The organism is Rahnella sp. BCC 1045 (assembly GCF_019049615.1).
Classification (GTDB): Bacteria; Pseudomonadota; Gammaproteobacteria; order Enterobacterales; family Enterobacteriaceae; genus Rahnella; species Rahnella contaminans.
The window spans coordinates 107,348-126,223 of sequence record NZ_JAFMOZ010000142.1 but is presented as its reverse complement, the minus strand read 5'-3'; the positions used below and the strand labels follow the sequence as shown (position 1 = coordinate 126,223).

Below are 18,876 nucleotides of genomic sequence, written 5' to 3'. Positions count from 1 at the left end.
TTATTTTCCACCCAGCAAATCGCGCGCGCCCCAGTGCGGGAAGTGGCGGCGAACAAGGCTGTTCAGTTCCAGCTCAAACGCGCTGTATTTATCCGCTTCCTGATAAACTTCTTCCAGCGCTTCGCGAACCAGACCAGCGCCCACGGTCACGTTCGTCAGGCGATCGATAAAGATCATCCCGCCAGTCACCGCGTTGCTCTGGTAATTATCCAGCACCAGCGGTTCGTCAAAGGTCAGTTCGACCAGGCCGATACCGTTGAGCGGCAGGTTTTCCACCACGCGCTGAGTCAGTGAGTTGATCTCGACCTGATACTCAATATTTTCCACGCGCGCACGGGCTTTCTTGCCACCAACTTTGATGTCATAGCTCTGGCCGACGCTAAGCGGTTGCTCGGCCATCCACACCACGTCCACTTTCGCATTCTGCACCGGTTTAACGGTTTCATCCGCATCCACCAGCGTATCGCCGCGGCTGATATCACGTTCATCGGCCAGCACCAGCGTGATCGCCTCGCCTGCCCAGGCTTCCTGCAAATCACCGTCAAAGGTCACGATGCGTGCCACGGTAGATTCCACACCTGACGGCAGAACTTTTACTTTCTGACCGACGCGGACAGACCCCGACGCCAGCGTACCGGCATAACCACGGAAATCGAGGTTTGGACGGTTCACATACTGCACCGGAAAACGCATCGGTTGCTGTTCGCGAATGTTAATAATGTTGACCGTTTCCAGCACGTCGAGCAGCGTTGGTCCGGTATACCAGCCCATTTTTTCGCTTGGCGTCGCCACGTTATCGCCTTCCAGTGCGGAAAGCGGTACAAATTTGATGTCCAGATCGGTCGGCAGCTGCTGAGCGAAATCCAGATAATCCTGTTTAAATTGCTCGTACACAGACTCGCTGAAATCGACCAGATCCATTTTGTTCACAGCCACAACCAGATGGCGGATCCCCAGCAAAGTGGCGATAAAGCTGTGGCGACGGGTTTGATCCAGCACACCTTTACGGGCGTCGATCAGCAGGATCGCCAGATCGCAGGTCGATGCACCGGTCGCCATATTACGGGTGTACTGTTCGTGTCCCGGCGTATCCGCGATGATGAACTTACGCTTTTCAGTGGAGAAATAACGGTAAGCCACATCGATGGTAATACCCTGTTCGCGTTCCGCTTGCAGGCCATCAACCAGTAAAGCCAGATCCAGTTTTTCGCCCTGCGTGCCGTGACGCTTGCTGTCATTGTGCAGCGAGGACAGCTGGTCTTCGTAAATCTGGCGGGTATCGTGAAGCAGACGCCCGATCAGCGTACTTTTGCCATCATCGACGCTGCCACAAGTCAGGAAGCGCAGAAGGCTTTTGTGTTGCTGAGCGTGCAGGTAAGCTTCGACGCCGCCCTGCTCCGCGATTTGTTGTGCAATTGCATTATTCATTAGCTGCGGCTCCTCAGAAGTACCCTTGACGCTTTTTCAGTTCCATCGAACCGGCCTGATCGCGGTCGATCGCCCGTCCCTGACGCTCACTGGTCGTGGAAACCAGCATCTCTTCGATGATTTCCGGCAGCGTTTGCGCTTCGGATTCCACGGCACCGGTCAGCGGCCAGCACCCCAGCGTACGGAAGCGCACCATTTTCTTCTCGATCACTTCGCCCGGCTGGAGATCAATACGATCGTCATCCACCATCAGCAGCATGCCGTCACGCTCGAGAACCGGGCGCGGCGCAGCCAGGTAGAGCGGAACGATTTCAATATTTTCCAGATAGATGTACTGCCAGATATCCAGTTCAGTCCAGTTGGAGAGCGGAAACACGCGGATACTTTCGCCTTTGTTAATCTGGCCGTTGTAGTTATGCCACAACTCCGGACGCTGGTTTTTCGGATCCCAGCGGTGAAAACGGTCACGGAACGAGTAAATACGTTCTTTGGCACGGGATTTTTCTTCGTCACGGCGTGCGCCGCCGAAAGCCGCGTCAAAACCGTATTTGTTCAGCGCCTGTTTCAGTCCTTCGGTTTTCATGATGTCAGTGTGTTTGGCACTGCCGTGAACGAACGGGTTAATGCCCATCGCCACGCCTTCCGGGTTTTTATGCACCAGCAGCTCGAAACCGTAGTTTTTCGCCGTACGGTCACGGAATTCGTACATTTCGCGGAATTTCCAGCCGGTGTCCACATGCAACAGCGGGAACGGCAGCGTGCCCGGGAAGAAAGCTTTGCGAGCCAGGTGCAGCATCACCGAGGAGTCTTTCCCAATGGAATACATCATCACCGGGTTGGCGAATTCAGCAGCCACTTCACGGATGATATGGATACTCTCCGCCTCCAGTTGCCGCAAATGAGTCAGTCGTTTTTCGTCCATAACAGATCCTTTAAGCCAAATTCACAACCGACGGACGTTGAGTCCCGTCAGTTTCAGGATGATGCCCAAACCACGCCAGTTGCTGATGAAGTGCCACCACTTCACCAATCACCAGCAGCGCCGGTACCGGCGCCTTTTGAGCCAGATGTTCAAGATTATCGAGCGTTCCGGTCAGCACCTGCTGATCGGCTCGCGTTCCCCGTCCGATGACCGCGACAGGTGTCGTTGCTGCACGTCCGTGAGCGATCAGCTGCTGGCTGATTTCAGCCGCTTTGAGCGTGCCCATGTAAATCGCCAGCGTTTGTTTTCCTTTGGCGAGCGTCTCCCACTGCACGCCGTTATCATCAGAGCGGCAATGCCCTGTCACAAACATCACGCTCTGCGCGTAATCACGGTGCGTCAGAGGGATGCCGGCATACGCCGTTGCGCCAGCGGCAGCGGTGACACCCGGAACGACCTGGAAAGGAATTCCGGCCGCTTTCACCGCCTGTAGTTCTTCACCGCCACGTCCGAAGATGAACGGGTCGCCGCCTTTCAGGCGCACGACTTTTTTCCCCTGCTGAGCCAGTTCGACCAGCAGACGGTTGGTTTCTTCCTGCGACACCGAGTGGCTGCCCGCTCGTTTGCCGACACAAATTCTGTCCGCGTCACGGCGGACTAAATCCAGCACGTCGTCGCTGACCAGATAGTCGTACAACACCACATCAGCCTGCTGCATAACCTGCAAACCGCGTAAGGTAAGCAATCCTGCATCACCCGGCCCGGCACCGACCAGCGTGACATTGCCGTTTTGCGCGATGTCTTCCGCACTTTCTAACTGTTCTTGCAACGCTTTCTCCGCCTGTGCGAGTTTCCCCGCAGAAGCCAGACTGGCGAAGCGACCGGCAAAGGCCTGCTCCCAGAACCGACGGCGTGCACGCATGGAACTGAACTGCGCTTTGACCCTGCCGCGCCAGCGACCGGCGATTTCCGCCATTTGCCCCAGGCTGTTTGGCAGCAACGTTTCGAGTTTTTCACGCAACATTCTTGCCAGCACCGGCGCTTTACCCCCGGAGGAAACCGCGACCACAATCGGCGTGCGGTCAACTATCGAAGGAAAGATAAAGGAACACTTAGGCTGATCGTCGACGACGTTCGCCAGAAGATGACGCTGACTGGCCTGTTCGAACACTTCCGCATTCAGCGCGGCGTCATCAGTGGCAGCAATCACCAGAAACACATCATTGAGCTGCTCTGGCAGAAATGCCTGCGCCAGCCAGCTGACTTCATTGGCATGTTCACGTTGTTCCAGCTCGGGGGAAAGTGCCTGTGCAACTATCCGAACTTGTGCACCCGCCCGCAGGAGAAGATCTATTTTGCGGGCAGCGACTTCACCACCACCAACAACCAGCACCGGGCGTTGTTTGAGGTCGGCAAATATTGGTAGATAGTCCACAAAGGCCTTTATTGATTGTCAGGATTAATCATCAAACTATACGTGCAGGCAATAATTGATCTGAAATGACGAAAAGGAATGATTAGTTACTAAATGGAATATAGCGCGCCGTCAGGGGGCTGCTTTTTTTATACTCCGGCCAGCCTGAATATTTTTCATGAACTCTTCCGGCCGTTCCGGGCGACAAAAAGAGCGGTTTGAGATAACGGGAAATTGTCTATTAGCGCGGACAATCGCATACTATATCGCCCACAAAGACCGCCACACGCGGCCTGTCAGGTGTAGTGCCCTTTCCGGTCATTTTGACCCGCAAACAAGGATTTTTGGCTATGTTTTCTTTTTTACGCATGAAGCGGACGCTGCTCGCCATCGGGTTGAGCGGCGTCTTAATGAGTCATGCGGTGGCTGCTTCGTCGCCACTTCCGGCGATGGGTGAAATCGCCAGTCAGCAAATTCGTCATATCGCAACCTATTTTCCGGGACGCATGGCAGGCAGCCCTGCTGAACTTATCGCGGCAGATTATCTGAATCAGCAATTCAATAAATTAGGGTATAAAAGCGATCTGCGCGGATTCGATACCCGCTATCTGTACACCAGCAACGACGGCAAAAAAAACTGGCAGAATATTCACGCCACGTCCGTTATTGCCGCGCGCCCCGGCGACGTTCCGCAGCAGATTATTGTGATGGCGCACTTTGATACTTATGTGCCGCAAAGCGACAGCGACACCAACCATAATCTCGGCGGCCTGACCTTGCAGGGTGTGGATGATAACGCGTCAGGCGTCGGTGTGATGCTTGAGCTGGCCGAACGCATGCAGGCCATTCCCACACATTACAGTCTGCGCTTTGTGGCGCTGAGTGCCGAAGAAACCGGTGCGAAAGGTGCGGAGGATTTTGTGAACCGCATGAGCGCTGAAGAGAAGAAAAACACACTGCTGGTGATCAATCTGAATTCACTGATTACCGGCGACCGGTTGTATTTCAACAGCGGCTTGAATACCTCTGCGGCGGTGGCAAAACTAACCCGCGTCCGCGCCATCAAGATTGCGCACAGTCTGGGGATCCCGGCGGAAAGCCATGACAATACGCATTGCTGCGACGGCATCGGCGCACTGGATGAAGCGCGATTACCGCTGCTGAACGTGACGGCCACGAATTATGCATTAGGCAAGAAAGATGGCGAGCAACAACGCGCCGTCAGCAGCCACTTCCCGCTGGGCACAACCCGCTATCAGAGCCAGTTCGATAACCTGCAATATCTCGATACCGCGCTGCCGGGCCGCATTGAAAAACGCTCGCGGGATACCGTGAAAGTGTTGTTCCCGCTGCTCAGGGATCTGGCGAAACCGGCGAAACACGCCTGATTTAAAGAAGAGTCGCAGAGACGCTAATAACAGGAATCCCCTAAATAATTCGGGTTGCAGGAAGGCGGCAAGTAAACGCATCCCCTTGAGCATAGATAACCATGTGACCGGGGTAAGTGCACGCAGCCAACGCATCTGCAACTCGAAGTATGACGGGGATTTACTCGTGCAGGCCGCACTCTCGTTTAAGCCCAAAGAAACGCGTTTCTTCTTCCTTCATCCCTTCTTCCCACTTTTTCGTGGTATGGGTATCGCCGACGGAAAGATAGCCCTGATCCCACAGTGGATGGTAGCTGAGGCCATGTTCTTTCAGGTACTGGAAGACCTGACGGTTATCCCAGTCAATGATCGGCAGGATTTTAAACACACCACGCTGAACCGCCAGAACCGGGAGATGCGCACGGCTGCCGGACTGTTCGCGACGCAGACCGGCGAACCAGGTCTGCACGCCGAGCGTCTGAATCGCACGATTCATCGGCTCAACTTTATTGAGGTGGTTGTACTTCTCAATGCCTTCGACGCCCTGCTCCCACAGTTTGCCGTAACGCGCTTCCTGCCAGGCAGGCGATTGCTCCGCACGGAAGATCTGCAAGTTCAGGCTGAGCTGCTCAGTTAACGAATCAATGAACTGGTAGGTTTCCGGGAACAAATAACCGGTATCCGTGAGGATCACCGGAATGTCCGGTTTCTGCTGCGTCACCAGATGCAGGCTCACGGCCGCCTGAATACCAAAGCTGGAGGACAACGCAAATTCACCGGGCATATTCTCCAGTGCCCACTGCACACGCTCCTGTGCAGACAGTTTTTCAAGGCTGACGTTAATTTCCGCCAGCGCCAGGGCCTGTCCGGACTTCGGCATGTCGTTCAGTTCGGCCAGAGTCAGATTCAATGAACTCATGGTGCCTCCTGTCAGTCGTAACGGTTAATCGTAGAAATCACGGGCCGGATCAAGCACCGGTCTGATGATCCCCGCGCGGATCACGAAATCACCAAAACCTTCGCCAGTTTCGCGCTCTTTTGCCCAGCGCCCTACCAGTTCGTCGATGATTGTCAGGATCTCTGCGTCTGAAATATTTTCGCGGTACATCCGCGGAATGCGCGTCCCGGCGCGGTTACCGCCGAGGTGCAGGTTATAACGGTTGAGGGCTTTGCCCACCAGACCAATTTCCGCCAGCAGTGCACGGCCACAACCGTTCGGGCAGCCCGTCACGCGCAGAACGATGTGTTCATCGCCTACGCCATGACCGTGCATGATGCCTTCCACTTTGGTCACAAACTCCGGCAGGAAACGTTCAGCTTCCGCCATCGCCAGCGGACACGTCGGGTAAGACACGCAGGCCATTGAATTTTTACGCTGCTCTGTAACACCGTCGTCGATCAGGCCGTGATTACGCGCCAGCGTTTCTATCGCGTCTTTGTCTTTTTCGGCGACACCGGCCACGATCAGGTTCTGGTTAGCAGTTAGCCTGAAATCGCCTTTGTGGATCTTAGCAATTTCTGCCAGACCGGTTTTCAGCGGCTTGCCCGGATAATCCAGAATACGGCCATTTTCGATAAACAGGGTCAGGTGCCACTGTTTGTCGATGCCTTTCACCCAGCCGATACGATCGCCGCGGCCGGTGAATTCGTAAGGGCGGATTTCAGCGAACTGAATTCCCGCGCGCTTTTCCACTTCAGCTTTGAATACCGGCACGCCAACGCGTTCCAGCGTGTATTTCGTTTTGGCGTTTTTACGGTTGGTACGGTTACCCCAGTCCCGCTGCGTGGTCACCACGGCTTCGGCTACGGCCAGCGTTTTCTCCAGCGGGATAAAGCCCAGCTCGCTGGCGGTACGGGCGTAAGTCGCTTTATCGCCGTGTGCGATAGAAAGACCGCCGCCGACCAGTACGTTAAAACCGATCAGTTTACCGTTGTCAGCAATCGCCACGAAGTTCAGATCGTTCGCATGAAGATCAACATCGTTTTGCGGCGGGATCACCACGGTGGTTTTGAATTTACGTGGCAGATAAGTCGCGCCCAGAATCGGCTCTTCGTCAGTGGTTTCGACTTTTTCCTGATCGAGCCAGACTTCGGCGTAAGCACGGGTGCGCGGCAGCAGATGTTCGGAGATTTTCTTCGCCCACTGATACGCTTCCTGATGCAGTTCAGACTCCACCGGATTCGACGTACATAGCACGTTACGGTTAACGTCGTTGGCGGTCGCCAGTGCATCCAGGCCGAGTTTATTCAGCAACTGATGCACCGGTTTTACGTTCGGTTTCAGAATGCCGTGGAACTGGAATGTCTGACGGTTAGTAATACGGATGCTGCCGTAGATCGTGCTGTCTTCGGCAAATTTGTCGATGCCAAGCCATTGCGAAGGCGTCATCACCCCGCCCGGCAGACGGCAACGCAGCATCATGGCGTGACGCGGCTCCAGCTTTTGCTCAGCACGTTCAGCACGAATATCGCGGTCGTCCTGCTGGTACATGCCGTGGAAACGGATCAACAGGAAATTGTCACCGTTGAAACCGCCGGTCAGGCCGTCTTTTAAATCATCGGCAATGGTTCCGCGCAGGAAATGACTTTCCTTTTTCAGGCGTTCGGCGTCGGCCAGAGGCACATCGACAATCAGCGGACCGGGGCCGGGATTGAGTTCACTCCACAACTTTTTGCTCATAAGTTTTTACTCATCGCTCTAATTTTTATAAACGCCAGATTAGTAAACGTCACGCTGATAGCGGCGATCCAGACGCAACTCGCTGAGATATTCGTCGGCGGTTTCCAGATCCATCACGCCATATTCGGCAATAATCTCCAGCAGCGCCTGCTCTACGTCTTTCGCCATACGGTTGGCGTCGCCGCAAACATAGACGTGCGCGCCTTCCTGCAACCATTGCCAGACTTCAGCGCCGCTCTCGCGCAGCTTGTCCTGTACGTAAACTTTTTCCGCCTGGTCACGCGACCACGCCAGACTGATGTGGGTCAGCAGGCCGTCTTTCACGTAGCGCTGCCATTCCACCTGATAAAGGAAATCGTCGGTGAAGTGCGGATTGCCGAAGAACAGCCAGTTTTTGCCGCTGGCCCCGTCGTTATCACGCTGCTGGATGAACGCGCGGAACGGCGCAATCCCGGTGCCCGGCCCGATCATAATGACCGGCGTTTCAGGATTAGCTGGCAGACGGAAATTGTCGTTGTGCTCGATGAAGACTTTCACCTCGCCGTCTTCTTCCAGACGGTCAGCCAGATAACCTGATGCTCCACCGGAACGCGGACGGCCATCAATGTCATAACGCACAACGCCAACGGTGATATGCACCTCGGATTCGGTTTCGGCCTGTGACGAGGCAATCGAATACAGGCGCGGCGTCAGCGGACGCAGTAAATCCACCAGTTGCTGAGCGTCGAGTTCAGTCGGTGCCCGGCGCACCATGTCAACAAACGGCACGGTTTGCGCGTATTGCAAAAGCGCAGGTTTGTCGGCCAGCAATCCGGTCAGATGCTCATCGCGGCAAAGCGCGGCGTATTTCTCAATGATTGGCGTGGTGTTTTGCGTCAGCTCGATATGATGCTGGAGGGCTTCAGACAGCGGCATTGATTTGCCGTTGATGCCGACCGTCTCATCGCCTTTCAGCCACAGCAGTTCCACGACTTCCTGCACCAGCTGCGGATCGTTTTCAAACCAGATCCCCAGCGCATCGCCCGGCTGGTAACGCAGACCAGAATCACCGAGATCGATTTCCAGATGACGCACATCTTTATCCGAATCGCGGCCGGTGATTTTCTGGTTCACCGCAAGCGTCGCCGTCAGCGGTGCTTCTTTCGTATACGGGCTGCTGTCGATCTGATTTACACTGCCCGCCAGCGTCGGCGCGGCATGCGCGGAAGTGTCTGCTGGTACGCGCTGTTTCAGCACTTCAACTATGCGCTTGCGCCATCCGGCGGCAGTCTCTTTATATTCAACGTCCGCATCTACGCGGTCTAACAGACGCTCCGCGCCCAGTTCGCCCAGACGCGTATCGAAGTCTTTACCGGCCTGGCAGAAGAACTCATAAGAGGTATCGCCAAGCGCGAACACCGCAAAAGCCGTGTCCGTGAATTTTGGGGCTTTTTTGGATTGCAGGAATTTATGCAGCGCGACGGCTTCTTCCGCCTGCTCGCCTTCGCCCTGCGTCGACGCCACAATCAGCAGCAGTTTTTCCTGCGCGATTTGCTTGAATTTGTAATCACCGGCATTCACCAGATTCACATTCAGTTTTGCGGCAATCAGGTCATCACGTAACTGTTCGGCCACGCGGCGGGCATTGCCGGTTTGCGAGGCAGAAATCAAGGTAATCGATGCTGCTGCCGGCACCGGTGCCGGCGCGGCCACAGCGCCCGGTTGCTGGTTAACCATCCCCCAGAAATAACCGGAAAGCCAGGCCATCTGAGTCGGTGAATAATCACTCGTTGCCGATTGAAGTCGTGCCAGTTGCTCGGGGGTCAGCGGGAGCAGTGAAATTGGAGGAGCCTGAGTCGTCATCGCAGTACGAATTCCCTTATGCATAAGCCAGTCATCAATCCGGCCTTCAGCGGCTTTCAGGGGATACCTACGCGCGGAAAAGACCTTCAGAAAGTGTAAGGTTAACGAGCCGGATAATAACAATTAAAGAAGTGATGGAAATAATAAATAACCAAAATGACTAAGAGGATTTAGCGGTAAGTTCTATCTGAAAAAGTGGTAAAGGGAGTTTTTTATCGTACTGAAATCGCTATGAAATTTCCCACACACTTCGCGGGCATTTTCAAAGTGACGGAAAGTAAAAGAAAAACCCCGCCGGAGCGGGGTGATGAAATTTTTTCAGAACACGGCTTTTACGCTCAAGTCTCAGAGATGGAAGGCGTTATGCTGCTCGAACCACGCAAACTGGCCGGCGGCAAAGACCGACATTTTACTGCCGCTGTGGCCGATGTCAGAGAGGTCCATAAAGTGCCAGTTGAACGGCGTATTGTTCTGTTCGGCACGCTGCTGGGATGTGGTGAAATAGCTTTCTGCACGTTCCGGCCGGTTGGTCCCCTGCGCCATCGCCTGTTTGGATTTACGCAGCAGATGATTTTCCGGATCGTCATCTTCAGCGCCCACGGCAATCAGCACCGGTTTCGCAAAATAATCATTGAGCTGTTGCTGGTTTACCGCCACTGGCGCTTCACGCAAACCATACGGCCAGCGCTGATCGGTATCCGGCAATGTCCACCAGCCTGCCGCAGCGCAGACGGCAGCTTTGACATTCGGCTCAGGCAATAACGTCAGCATGCGGTGAACGAACTGGCAGCCCGCGCTGTTCCCGAACAAATAGTATTGCTTCTGGCCAGTCACGCCCTGCTTTTGCAACGTCGTAAACAGATTATCGACCATGCTGAACGCCCACTGAGATTTAGGCAGACGGCGGTGCGTTTTGCTGTCCACCAGATTTCCAAGGTTGTACCCCGCCGCGCCCGGGAATTCCTGTTCGCTGAAATGCGGCACGATAACGCGCAAATGATACTGATCTGCAACGGTTATCCAGTCATTACGGTAGGTTGCCGCGTTGCGGTCAACGCCGGTCATGACCATCACTACCGGCGTATTTTCATCAGCCTCTGCGGGCTGGTAGGTGAAGACTTCCAGCGTCTTTTTACTCTGAGCCAGAGGAACATGCATGACACCGGCACCCGGCGGGAATATCAGCGGAGCTTTCGGTATAGCCGTTTTGGCGACCGGTGGCACTTTTGCCGCAGGCTGAACGGTTTTAGCCGCGGCGGGCGCGGCTTCCTGTGCGGGAGCCGTGGTTTCTGCCTGCACGCTGGCAGAGAACAACAGCGCCAGAACAGCGCAACGAAGCACAGTAATCATTCACTATCTCAACAGGTTAGTTTCTACCGGCTCACTGTAAGCCAGCAATGCGGGCGGAGTAAAGAGAGTAAAAGTCAGGATTTGGTGAAGAAAAGCGCAGTTAAGTCATGGCACGTAAGCCGGTATTCCGGTACTATGCCGCGTTTTTTCGAGCAACGAGACAGCCTCATGACCACCACATTATTTAAAGATTTTCAGTTCGAAGCCGCACACCATTTACCGCACGTCCCTGCCGGACACAAATGCGGCCGGTTGCATGGCCACTCTTTTACCGTTCGTATAGAAATCACCGGTGAAGTGGATCCGCACACAGGCTGGGTAATGGATTTCGCCGATCTGAAAGCTGCATTCAACCCGACGCTGGACCGCCTCGATCATTATAATCTGAATGATATTCCGGGCCTGGAAAACCCAACCAGCGAAGTGCTGGCGGAATGGATCTGGAATGAGATGAAGCCGAAGCTGCCTTTGCTTTCCGCCGTGCGCGTGAAAGAAACATGCACAGCGGGTTGCGTCTATAAAGGCTGATCCACCCGATATCGCTATTTAGGCGATATTTAAGTATTTATGGGTCTGCATCGACAGCCGCCAGTTCTTTGCAATGCAGGTCGCAATGCACAGTCTGGTGGCTTCTTCTTTTTGGCTGATAGGCTGCAACGCGATAATGCGTGATTTGCTGTCGGTCAGCGTTTCCAGCAATGCTTCCAGTGCGTCGATATCACGCTGACGCGCCACCGGATGTTTCACTTCATCAGCACGTTTCAGCGCCTGCGGCAGAATGTCGTACCCGCCACGCATATTCACTTTAGGTGAAACGGTGACCCAGGTATTCACTGAACAACGCACTTCATGCGTGCCGCTGGTTTCAATCTGACAACTGAAGCCGTTTTTCTCGAGCAAAGAGGTCAGCTCGGTCAGGTCATAAATGCACGGCTCGCCGCCGGTGATCACCACGTGACGGGCGGTGTAACCCTGTTGTGCGATGACGTCCAGCAACTGTTCTGACGTCGCGTTACCCCAGGCATCACTCTCTTCGGTTTTGACCAGAATGCGCTGCATATCGACTTCCCGATCGGCAATTTTATCCCAGGTGTGTTTGGTGTCGCACCAGCTGCAACCCACCGGGCAGCCTTGCAGGCGCACAAAAATCGCCGGCACGCCGGTAAAATAACCTTCCCCTTGCAGGGTTTCGAACATCTCATTAATCGGGTACTGCATCGTTTTCTCAGTCATCTCTAAAAAATCAGCGCGCATTATCACAGATAAGACGGGTGAGGCCAAACTTGTGCTGTAAATGAGTATGGCAGATTTGCCCGACACCATTTTTCAGGCATAAAAAAACCCGCCGGAGCGGGTTTTTAAGAAAGCGTTACAGGGCAGTAATTACTGACCTTTAACTTCTTTCAGACCGTTGAACGGAGCAGGAGTACCCTGTGCCGCCAGCGCTTCTTCGATACGGATCAGCTGGTTGTATTTAGCAACACGGTCAGAACGGCTCATAGAACCGGTTTTGATCTGGCCAGCAGCAGTACCGACCGCCAGGTCAGCGATGGTTGCATCTTCAGTTTCGCCTGAACGGTGAGAGATAACGGCAGTGTAGCCAGCATCTTTAGCCATTTTGATCGCAGCCAGAGTTTCGGTCAGTGAACCGATCTGGTTGAATTTGATCAGGATGGAGTTAACGATACCTTTGTCGATACCTTCTTTCAGGATCTTGGTGTTGGTTACGAACAGATCGTCACCCACCAGCTGGATTTTGTCGCCCAGAACTTTAGTCTGGTAAGCAAAGCCAGCCCAGTCAGATTCGTCCAGACCGTCTTCGATAGAAACGATTGGGTACTGTTTAGTCAGGTCTTCCAGGAAGTGAGTGAACTCTTCAGAAGTGAATGCTTTGTTGCCTTCGCCAGCCAGAACGTATTTGCCATCTTTGTAGAACTCAGATGCCGCACAGTCCATCGCCAGGGTGATGTCTTTGCCCAGTTCGTAGCCTGCTGCTTTAACCGCTTCAGCGATCACAGCCAGAGCTTCTGCGTTAGAACCCAGGTTTGGCGCGTAGCCACCTTCGTCACCAACAGCAGTACCCATGCCTTTAGATTTCAGAACTTTAGCCAGGGTGTGGAAAACTTCAGAACCCATACGGATGGCTTCTTTCAGCGTTTTCGCGCCAACAGGCTGAATCATGAACTCTTGAATATCAACGTTGTTATCAGCGTGTTCGCCGCCGTTGATGATGTTCATCATAGGCAGTGGCATAGAGTATTTGCCTGGGGTACCGTTCAGTTCTGCGATGTGAGCGTACAGTGGCAGACCTTTAGAAGCAGCAGCCGCTTTAGCAGCAGCCAGGGAAACAGCCAGAATCGCGTTAGCACCGAAGTTAGATTTGTTTTCGGTACCGTCCAGGTCGATCATGATTTTATCGATGTTAGCCTGGTCTTTTGCGTCTTTGCCCAATACAGCCTGAGCAATTGGACCGTTAACAGCAGCAACGGCTTTCAGAACGCCTTTGCCCAGGAAACGGGATTTGTCACCGTCACGCAGTTCCAGCGCTTCGCGGGAACCGGTAGAAGCACCTGATGGCGCAGCAGCCAGACCAACAAAACCACCTTCCAGATGAACTTCAGCTTCTACAGTCGGGTTACCACGTGAATCGATGATTTCGCGACCGATGACTTTAACGATTTTGGACATTAGGATTTCCTCAGTACAAGTTAACTAAAGCTTCAGACAAACGACGCATCTGCGACACGTCGTTTCCCCTGTATTTTATTTTACCTGACGCTTCTGATACTCACCGGCAGCCTTCACGAAGCCTGCAAACAACGGATGACCATCACGCGGCGTAGACGTAAATTCTGGATGGAACTGGCAAGCAACAAACCACGGATGGTTTGGCAGCTCGATAATTTCCACCAGTTGCTTATCGCCAGAGCGACCGGCTACGCGTAAACCTGCGGCTTCGATTTGTTTCAGCAGCATATTGTTCACTTCGTAACGGTGACGATGGCGTTCAACTATTGTCGGCTCGCCGTACATCTCGCGAACCAGGCTACCCTCGTTCAGGTGACATTGCTGACCACCTACACGCATGGTTCCGCCTAAATCACTGTCTTCGGAACGTACTTCGACGTTACCTTCTTCATCGCGCCATTCAGTGATGAGGGCGACTACCGGGAACTTACAGTCTGGCACAAATTCCGTTGAGTTGGCGTTATCCATACCCGCAACGTTACGGGCAAACTCAATCAACGCAACCTGCATACCCAGACAAATACCCAGATAAGGAATGTTGTTTTCACGCGCATAACGGGCTGTCGCGACTTTCCCTTCCACACCACGATAACCGAAGCCACCCGGGATTAGGATTGCGTCCAGGCCTTTCAGCACTTCGACGCCACGGGTTTCGACATCCTGTGAATCGATAAGTTTAATGTTCACGGTCAGGCGATTTTTCAGGCCACCGTGTTTGAGCGCTTCAATCACAGACTTATACGCGTCTGGCAGCTCAATGTACTTACCGACCATACCGATGGTGACTTCACCGCCCGGATTAGCTTCTTCGTAAACAACCTGTTCCCACTCGGACAGATTGGCTTCCGGCGCGTTGATGCTGAAACGTTTACAAATATAGTCGTCCAGACCCTGAGATTTCAATAGGGCCGGGATTTTATAAATGGAATCAACATCTTTAAGGGAGATAACCGCTTTTTCCGGCACGTTGCAGAACAGCGCAATTTTTGCACGTTCGTTGGCAGGAACAGCGCGGTCAGAACGGCAGATCAGCACGTCTGGCTGGATACCGATAGACAGCAGTTCTTTCACAGAATGCTGAGTCGGTTTTGTTTTCACTTCACCGGCAGCGGCCATGTACGGCACCAGGGTCAGGTGCATGTACAGCGTATGTTCACGGCCCACTTCAACCGCCATCTGACGAATCGCTTCCAGGAACGGCAGGGATTCGATATCACCGACAGTACCGCCAATTTCAACCAGCACGACATCGTGGCCTTCGCCGCCTTCAATGATGCGTTCTTTGATGTTGTTGGTGATGTGCGGGATAACCTGAATGGTCGCGCCGAGATAATCGCCGCGGCGCTCTTTGCGCAGCACGTCAGAATAGATACGGCCCGTGGTGAAGTTGTTGCGGCGAGTCATCTTGGTGCGGATGAAACGCTCGTAGTGACCCAGATCGAGATCGGTTTCAGCGCCATCTTCGGTAACGAAGACTTCGCCGTGTTGAGTCGGGCTCATCGTACCCGGATCCACGTTGATATACGGGTCCAGTTTCATGATGGTCACGTTGAGGCCACGGGCTTCGAGAATAGCCGCCAGAGAGGCTGCGGCAATGCCTTTACCCAGAGAGGATACGACCCCGCCGGTCACAAAAATATAATTAGTTGTCATGCTGAACCTGAGAGGTTAGGTTTAAAGATGATGGAGTAACCAAGACGGGAAAACAGTATACCGGAACCTTGTGTGCGCCACAAATAATCGTTTTGCTGTCCATCATCGTTTCCTTGCCGTCAGTTCAGAAGGGTTTTGCCTTTCAGCCCTTCCCTCTCAGTCTTTCAAAAACAAACAGTTAGCTGATAAAACATGCATTACTGTTCGCATAACTCACTAAAACATCTTAGATTTCAATTTGTTGGACTTTAATGCTCGCAGATCAGCGTTTTAGCCCCTGAATGACACTGAGCTTAACCGTTTCAGCATTGTCAGATCTTGTCGCCGATCAAAGTCGTATTCGCCGATCTCAGTCTTCCTGCTTTTTCACCTGCTGCCAGGCAGATTCCATCTGTTCTAGCGTGGCGTCTTCCATATTTAACCCTTTGCTGCGAATAATCTCCTCAACCTGCCGGAAACGACGCTCAAACTTGCGGTTAGCGGCCTGCAATGCATCTTCCGCTTTATGGCCGAGATGACGTGAAAGATTAACGGTCGCGAACAGCAGATCGCCAATCTCCTCACCCAGTTTTTCCTCGTCGATCACGGCCTGACGCGCTTCAAACATCACCTCGTCGATTTCTTCGTACACTTTGTCGAGCACCGGCCCGAGCGTCGTCCAGTCGAAGCCGACATTGGAACAGCGCTTCTGAATTTTGTGTGCTTTCATCAGCGCTGGCAGAGCAGACGGAATATCATCGAGCGCGGAATGCAGGGATTTTTCCGCCCGCTCCCGCGCCTTACGCGCTTCCCATTTTACCAGCACGTCTTTGCTGCTGGCCTCTTTCGACCAGGCCGCTTCAGTGCCAAAGATCTGCGGATGGCGGCGCTCTAATTTGTCTGAAATGGCGTTGCAGATATCGTCAAATTCAAACAATCCCTGCTCGCTGCCCATTTGCGCGTAGAACACCACCTGGAACAGCAGATCTCCCAGTTCGTCGCGCACATCGGCGTAATCTTTGCGGGCAATCGCGTCCAGCACTTCGTAGGTTTCTTCCAGCGTATATGGCGCGATAGTCTCGAATGTCTGCTCTTTATCCCAGGGGCAACCGGCTTGGGGGTCACGCAGAGTTTTCATGATGGTGAGCAAACGTTGCAAAGGAGTTTCAGTCATGGCGCCCGTCCGTTTTAAAATTTTTTCTGGCGGAATAAAAATAGAAAAGGCCCGACTGGCGGGCCTTGAGATAAAGATAATCAACTACCGTGCAGTCGCTTCGCTTCAATAACGTCAGGAAGCTGATTCAGTTTGGCAATCACGCGCCCCAGAACCTGAGGGTTGTAGATTTCGATATCCATATCGATGGTTGCCAGTTGCTGCTTGGTATCACTGCGGCTGGCTACGCCGAGCACGTTCACTTTTTCGTTGGCCAGAATAGTCGTGATATCACGCAGCAGCCCGCTGCGGTCGTTCGCGACCACACGCACCACCAGTGAATAGCCGCTGGAATAGCTTTCGCCCCACACGGCGTCTACCACGCGTTCCGGCGCATTCGAGCGCAAATCTTCCAGTTGATCACAATCGGCGCGGTGGATGGAAATCCCGCGCCCCTGCGTGATGTAGCCGACGATTTCATCGCCCGGAATTGGCTGGCAACAACGCGCAATGTGGTGCATCAGATTGCCCACGCCTTCGACCACGACGCGGCCATTATCTTTGGTACGCGTCGGTGGTGGCGTGGTTTTCTGCGTCAGCTGGCGCAGCGCTTCTTTATCCAGTTCTTCCGCGCTCGGCTTTTTCAGCTGCGATTGCAGGAAGTTAACCATCTGGTTGATGCGGATATCGCCGTTACCGATCGCGGCCAGAACCTCGTCGAGCGAGTTCACGTTGTAGCGCGGCAGCAGCAGTTTCTCGGCATCTTTGATGCTGATATCCAGCCGGTCCAGTTCATCGTCGAGGATTTGCTTGCCGGCGATAATGTTCTTATCGCGATCCTGCTTACGGAACCAGTTCTGGATTTTAGAACGCCCGCGGCTGGTAGTGACATAACCGAGGCTCGGATTCAGCCAGTCGCGGCTTGGGTTCGCATGCTTCTGGGTGATGATTTCAATCTGATCGCCCATCTGCAACTGATAGGTAAACGGCACGATACGCCCGCCGATTTTCGCCCCGATACACCGGTGACCGACATCACTGTGGATGTGGTACGCGAAGTCGAGCGGCGTGGAGCCCATCGGCAGATCGATAACATCGCCTTTTGGCGTAAACACGTAAACACGGTCGTCGAAGACCTGACTGCGCACTTCGTCGAGCATTTCGCCCGAATCGGCCATCTCTTCCTGCCACGCGATGAGTTTACGCAGCCAGGCAATTCGGCCTTCGTAGCCACCGCTGCGGCCACCGACCACGGCGGTACCTTCTTTGTATTTCCAGTGCGCGGCGACGCCCAGCTCGGCGTCTTCGTGCATCTGGCGGGTACGGATCTGCACTTCCAGCGTTTTACCGCGCGGCCCCAAAACAACGGTATGTATCGACTGATAACCGTTTGGTTTCGGGTTAGCGACGTAATCGTCAAACTCATCCGGCAGATGGCGGAAATGGGTGTGCACAATCCCTAACGCGGCATAGCAATCCTGCAAACGTTCCACCACGATACGCACGGCGCGCACGTCGAAGAGTTCATCGAAGGACAGGGATTTTTTCTGCATCTTGCGCCAGATGCTGTAGATATGTTTCGGGCGGCCATAAACATCAACTTTGATGCCCTCTTCCGCCATCGCATTTTTAACGGTCGAGACAAAATCGTCGATGTACTGCTCGCGGTCAATACGTCGCTCGTGCAGCAGTTTGGCAATGCGTTTGTATTCGTCGGGATGCAGATAGCGGAAGCAGAAATCTTCCAGCTCCCATTTGAGCTGGCCGATACCCAGGCGGTTCGCCAGCGGCGCATAGATATTGGTACATTCTTTTGCAGCCAGAACGCGCTCTTCTTCCGGCGCGTCTTTGACTTCACGCAGATGCGCAATACGTTCTGCGAGCTTGAGCACCACGCAGCGGAAATCTTCCACCATCGCCAGCAACATGCGGCGGACGTTATCCACCTGCTCGGAGCCCATCGAATCGTTTTGTGTGGCTTTCAGCTGGCGGATGGCGTCCATATCACGGACACCGTGAACCAAATCCGTGATGCCTTTGCCGAATTGCTGCGTGAGGGTTTCTTCGTCGATGATGCCGTCATCGACCAGCGGGAACAGCAGCGCGGCGCGCATACTGTCGTTATCCATGCTGAGGGTCGAGAGGATTTCAACCATTTCCAGACCGCGCCACAGCAGAAGTGACGCGTCAGGATGGCCCTGCGTTTGCTGTTCGCAGTAGCGCCAGGTTTCGGCTAAACGCTCACATGATTGCTGGCTGGACAGCCCTAAACTGTTGATCCAATCGTCGAGCGCAAACTCGCCAGCCGTATTCAGATGTGCACTTCTTACCGCAACCATA

General features: G+C 53.8%; 14 protein-coding genes. 2 read left to right on the top strand and 12 right to left on the bottom strand.

Annotated features, from left to right (window positions below; genetic code table 11):
* From cysN to cysG, 3 genes are read right to left on the bottom strand one after another with little or no spacing between them, the layout of a single operon-like run.
* Positions 1-1,428 carry a sulfate adenylyltransferase subunit CysN gene (cysN, locus tag J1782_RS22850; RefSeq protein ID WP_165061531.1) on the bottom strand — a complete coding sequence of 476 codons (1,428 nt, stop codon included), beginning with the start codon at positions 1,426-1,428 and terminating at the stop codon, positions 1-3.
* Between the two features lie 13 nt (positions 1,429-1,441).
* Entirely contained in the window at positions 1,442-2,350 is a 909-nt protein-coding gene (gene cysD / locus J1782_RS22845; protein ID WP_101078459.1) for a sulfate adenylyltransferase subunit CysD, read from the bottom strand.
* A gap of 10 nt (positions 2,351-2,360) precedes the next feature.
* Positions 2,361-3,785: a siroheme synthase CysG gene (gene cysG / locus J1782_RS22840; protein ID WP_165061528.1), complete on the bottom strand. Its 1,425-nt coding sequence runs from the start codon at positions 3,783-3,785 to the stop codon at positions 2,361-2,363.
* 329 nt (positions 3,786-4,114) lie between these two features.
* Between cysG and J1782_RS22835 the strand changes: the two genes are divergently transcribed.
* Positions 4,115-5,152 carry an aminopeptidase gene (locus tag J1782_RS22835; protein WP_217153954.1) on the top strand — a complete coding sequence of 346 codons (1,038 nt, stop codon included), beginning with the start codon at positions 4,115-4,117 and terminating at the stop codon, positions 5,150-5,152.
* Between the two features lie 160 nt (positions 5,153-5,312).
* Here J1782_RS22835 and J1782_RS22830 read toward each other — a convergent pair whose 3' ends face one another.
* The 4 genes from J1782_RS22830 to J1782_RS22815 all read right to left on the bottom strand — a co-directional run bounded on the left by J1782_RS22830 (position 5,313) and on the right by J1782_RS22815 (position 11,003).
* The gene (locus J1782_RS22830) at positions 5,313-6,050 is read right to left on the bottom strand and encodes a phosphoadenylyl-sulfate reductase (RefSeq protein ID WP_208952042.1); all 738 of its coding nucleotides are present in this window, start codon (positions 6,048-6,050) and stop codon (positions 5,313-5,315) included.
* Positions 6,051-6,074: 24 nt separating this feature from the next.
* Entirely contained in the window at positions 6,075-7,811 is a 1,737-nt protein-coding gene (gene cysI, locus J1782_RS22825) for an assimilatory sulfite reductase (NADPH) hemoprotein subunit (RefSeq protein WP_217153953.1), read from the bottom strand.
* A 39-nt stretch (positions 7,812-7,850) separates the two neighbouring features.
* Positions 7,851-9,653 (bottom strand): NADPH-dependent assimilatory sulfite reductase flavoprotein subunit, encoded by a 1,803-nt coding sequence (gene cysJ / locus J1782_RS22820; RefSeq protein ID WP_165061629.1) that lies wholly within the window; start codon positions 9,651-9,653, stop codon positions 7,851-7,853.
* Between the two features lie 345 nt (positions 9,654-9,998).
* Complete coding sequence (locus J1782_RS22815; protein WP_217153952.1) at positions 9,999-11,003, bottom strand: alpha/beta hydrolase-fold protein; 1,005 nt, start codon at positions 11,001-11,003, stop codon at positions 9,999-10,001.
* A 168-nt stretch (positions 11,004-11,171) separates the two neighbouring features.
* Between J1782_RS22815 and queD the strand changes: the two genes are divergently transcribed.
* Positions 11,172-11,531: a 6-carboxytetrahydropterin synthase QueD gene (gene queD / locus J1782_RS22810; RefSeq protein WP_120134241.1), complete on the top strand. Its 360-nt coding sequence runs from the start codon at positions 11,172-11,174 to the stop codon at positions 11,529-11,531.
* 18 nt (positions 11,532-11,549) lie between these two features.
* Here the strand turns inward: queD and queE are convergent, their stop codons facing one another.
* From queE to relA, 5 genes are all read right to left on the bottom strand, one after another.
* Positions 11,550-12,221 (bottom strand): 7-carboxy-7-deazaguanine synthase QueE, encoded by a 672-nt coding sequence (gene queE / locus J1782_RS22805; protein WP_152324075.1) that lies wholly within the window; start codon positions 12,219-12,221, stop codon positions 11,550-11,552.
* 165 nt (positions 12,222-12,386) lie between these two features.
* The gene (eno, locus tag J1782_RS22800; protein WP_101078452.1) at positions 12,387-13,691 is read right to left on the bottom strand and encodes a phosphopyruvate hydratase; all 1,305 of its coding nucleotides are present in this window, start codon (positions 13,689-13,691) and stop codon (positions 12,387-12,389) included.
* Positions 13,692-13,766: 75 nt separating this feature from the next.
* On the bottom strand, positions 13,767-15,404 hold the full coding sequence (gene pyrG / locus J1782_RS22795; RefSeq protein WP_152324024.1) for a glutamine hydrolyzing CTP synthase: 1,638 nt from the start codon (positions 15,402-15,404) through the stop codon (positions 13,767-13,769).
* 349 nt (positions 15,405-15,753) lie between these two features.
* Positions 15,754-16,557 (bottom strand): nucleoside triphosphate pyrophosphohydrolase, encoded by an 804-nt coding sequence (mazG, locus tag J1782_RS22790; RefSeq protein ID WP_217153951.1) that lies wholly within the window; start codon positions 16,555-16,557, stop codon positions 15,754-15,756.
* A gap of 80 nt (positions 16,558-16,637) precedes the next feature.
* Complete coding sequence (gene relA, locus J1782_RS22785) at positions 16,638-18,875, bottom strand: GTP diphosphokinase (RefSeq protein WP_165061511.1); 2,238 nt, start codon at positions 18,873-18,875, stop codon at positions 16,638-16,640.
* Position 18,876: the final 1 nt, after the last annotated feature.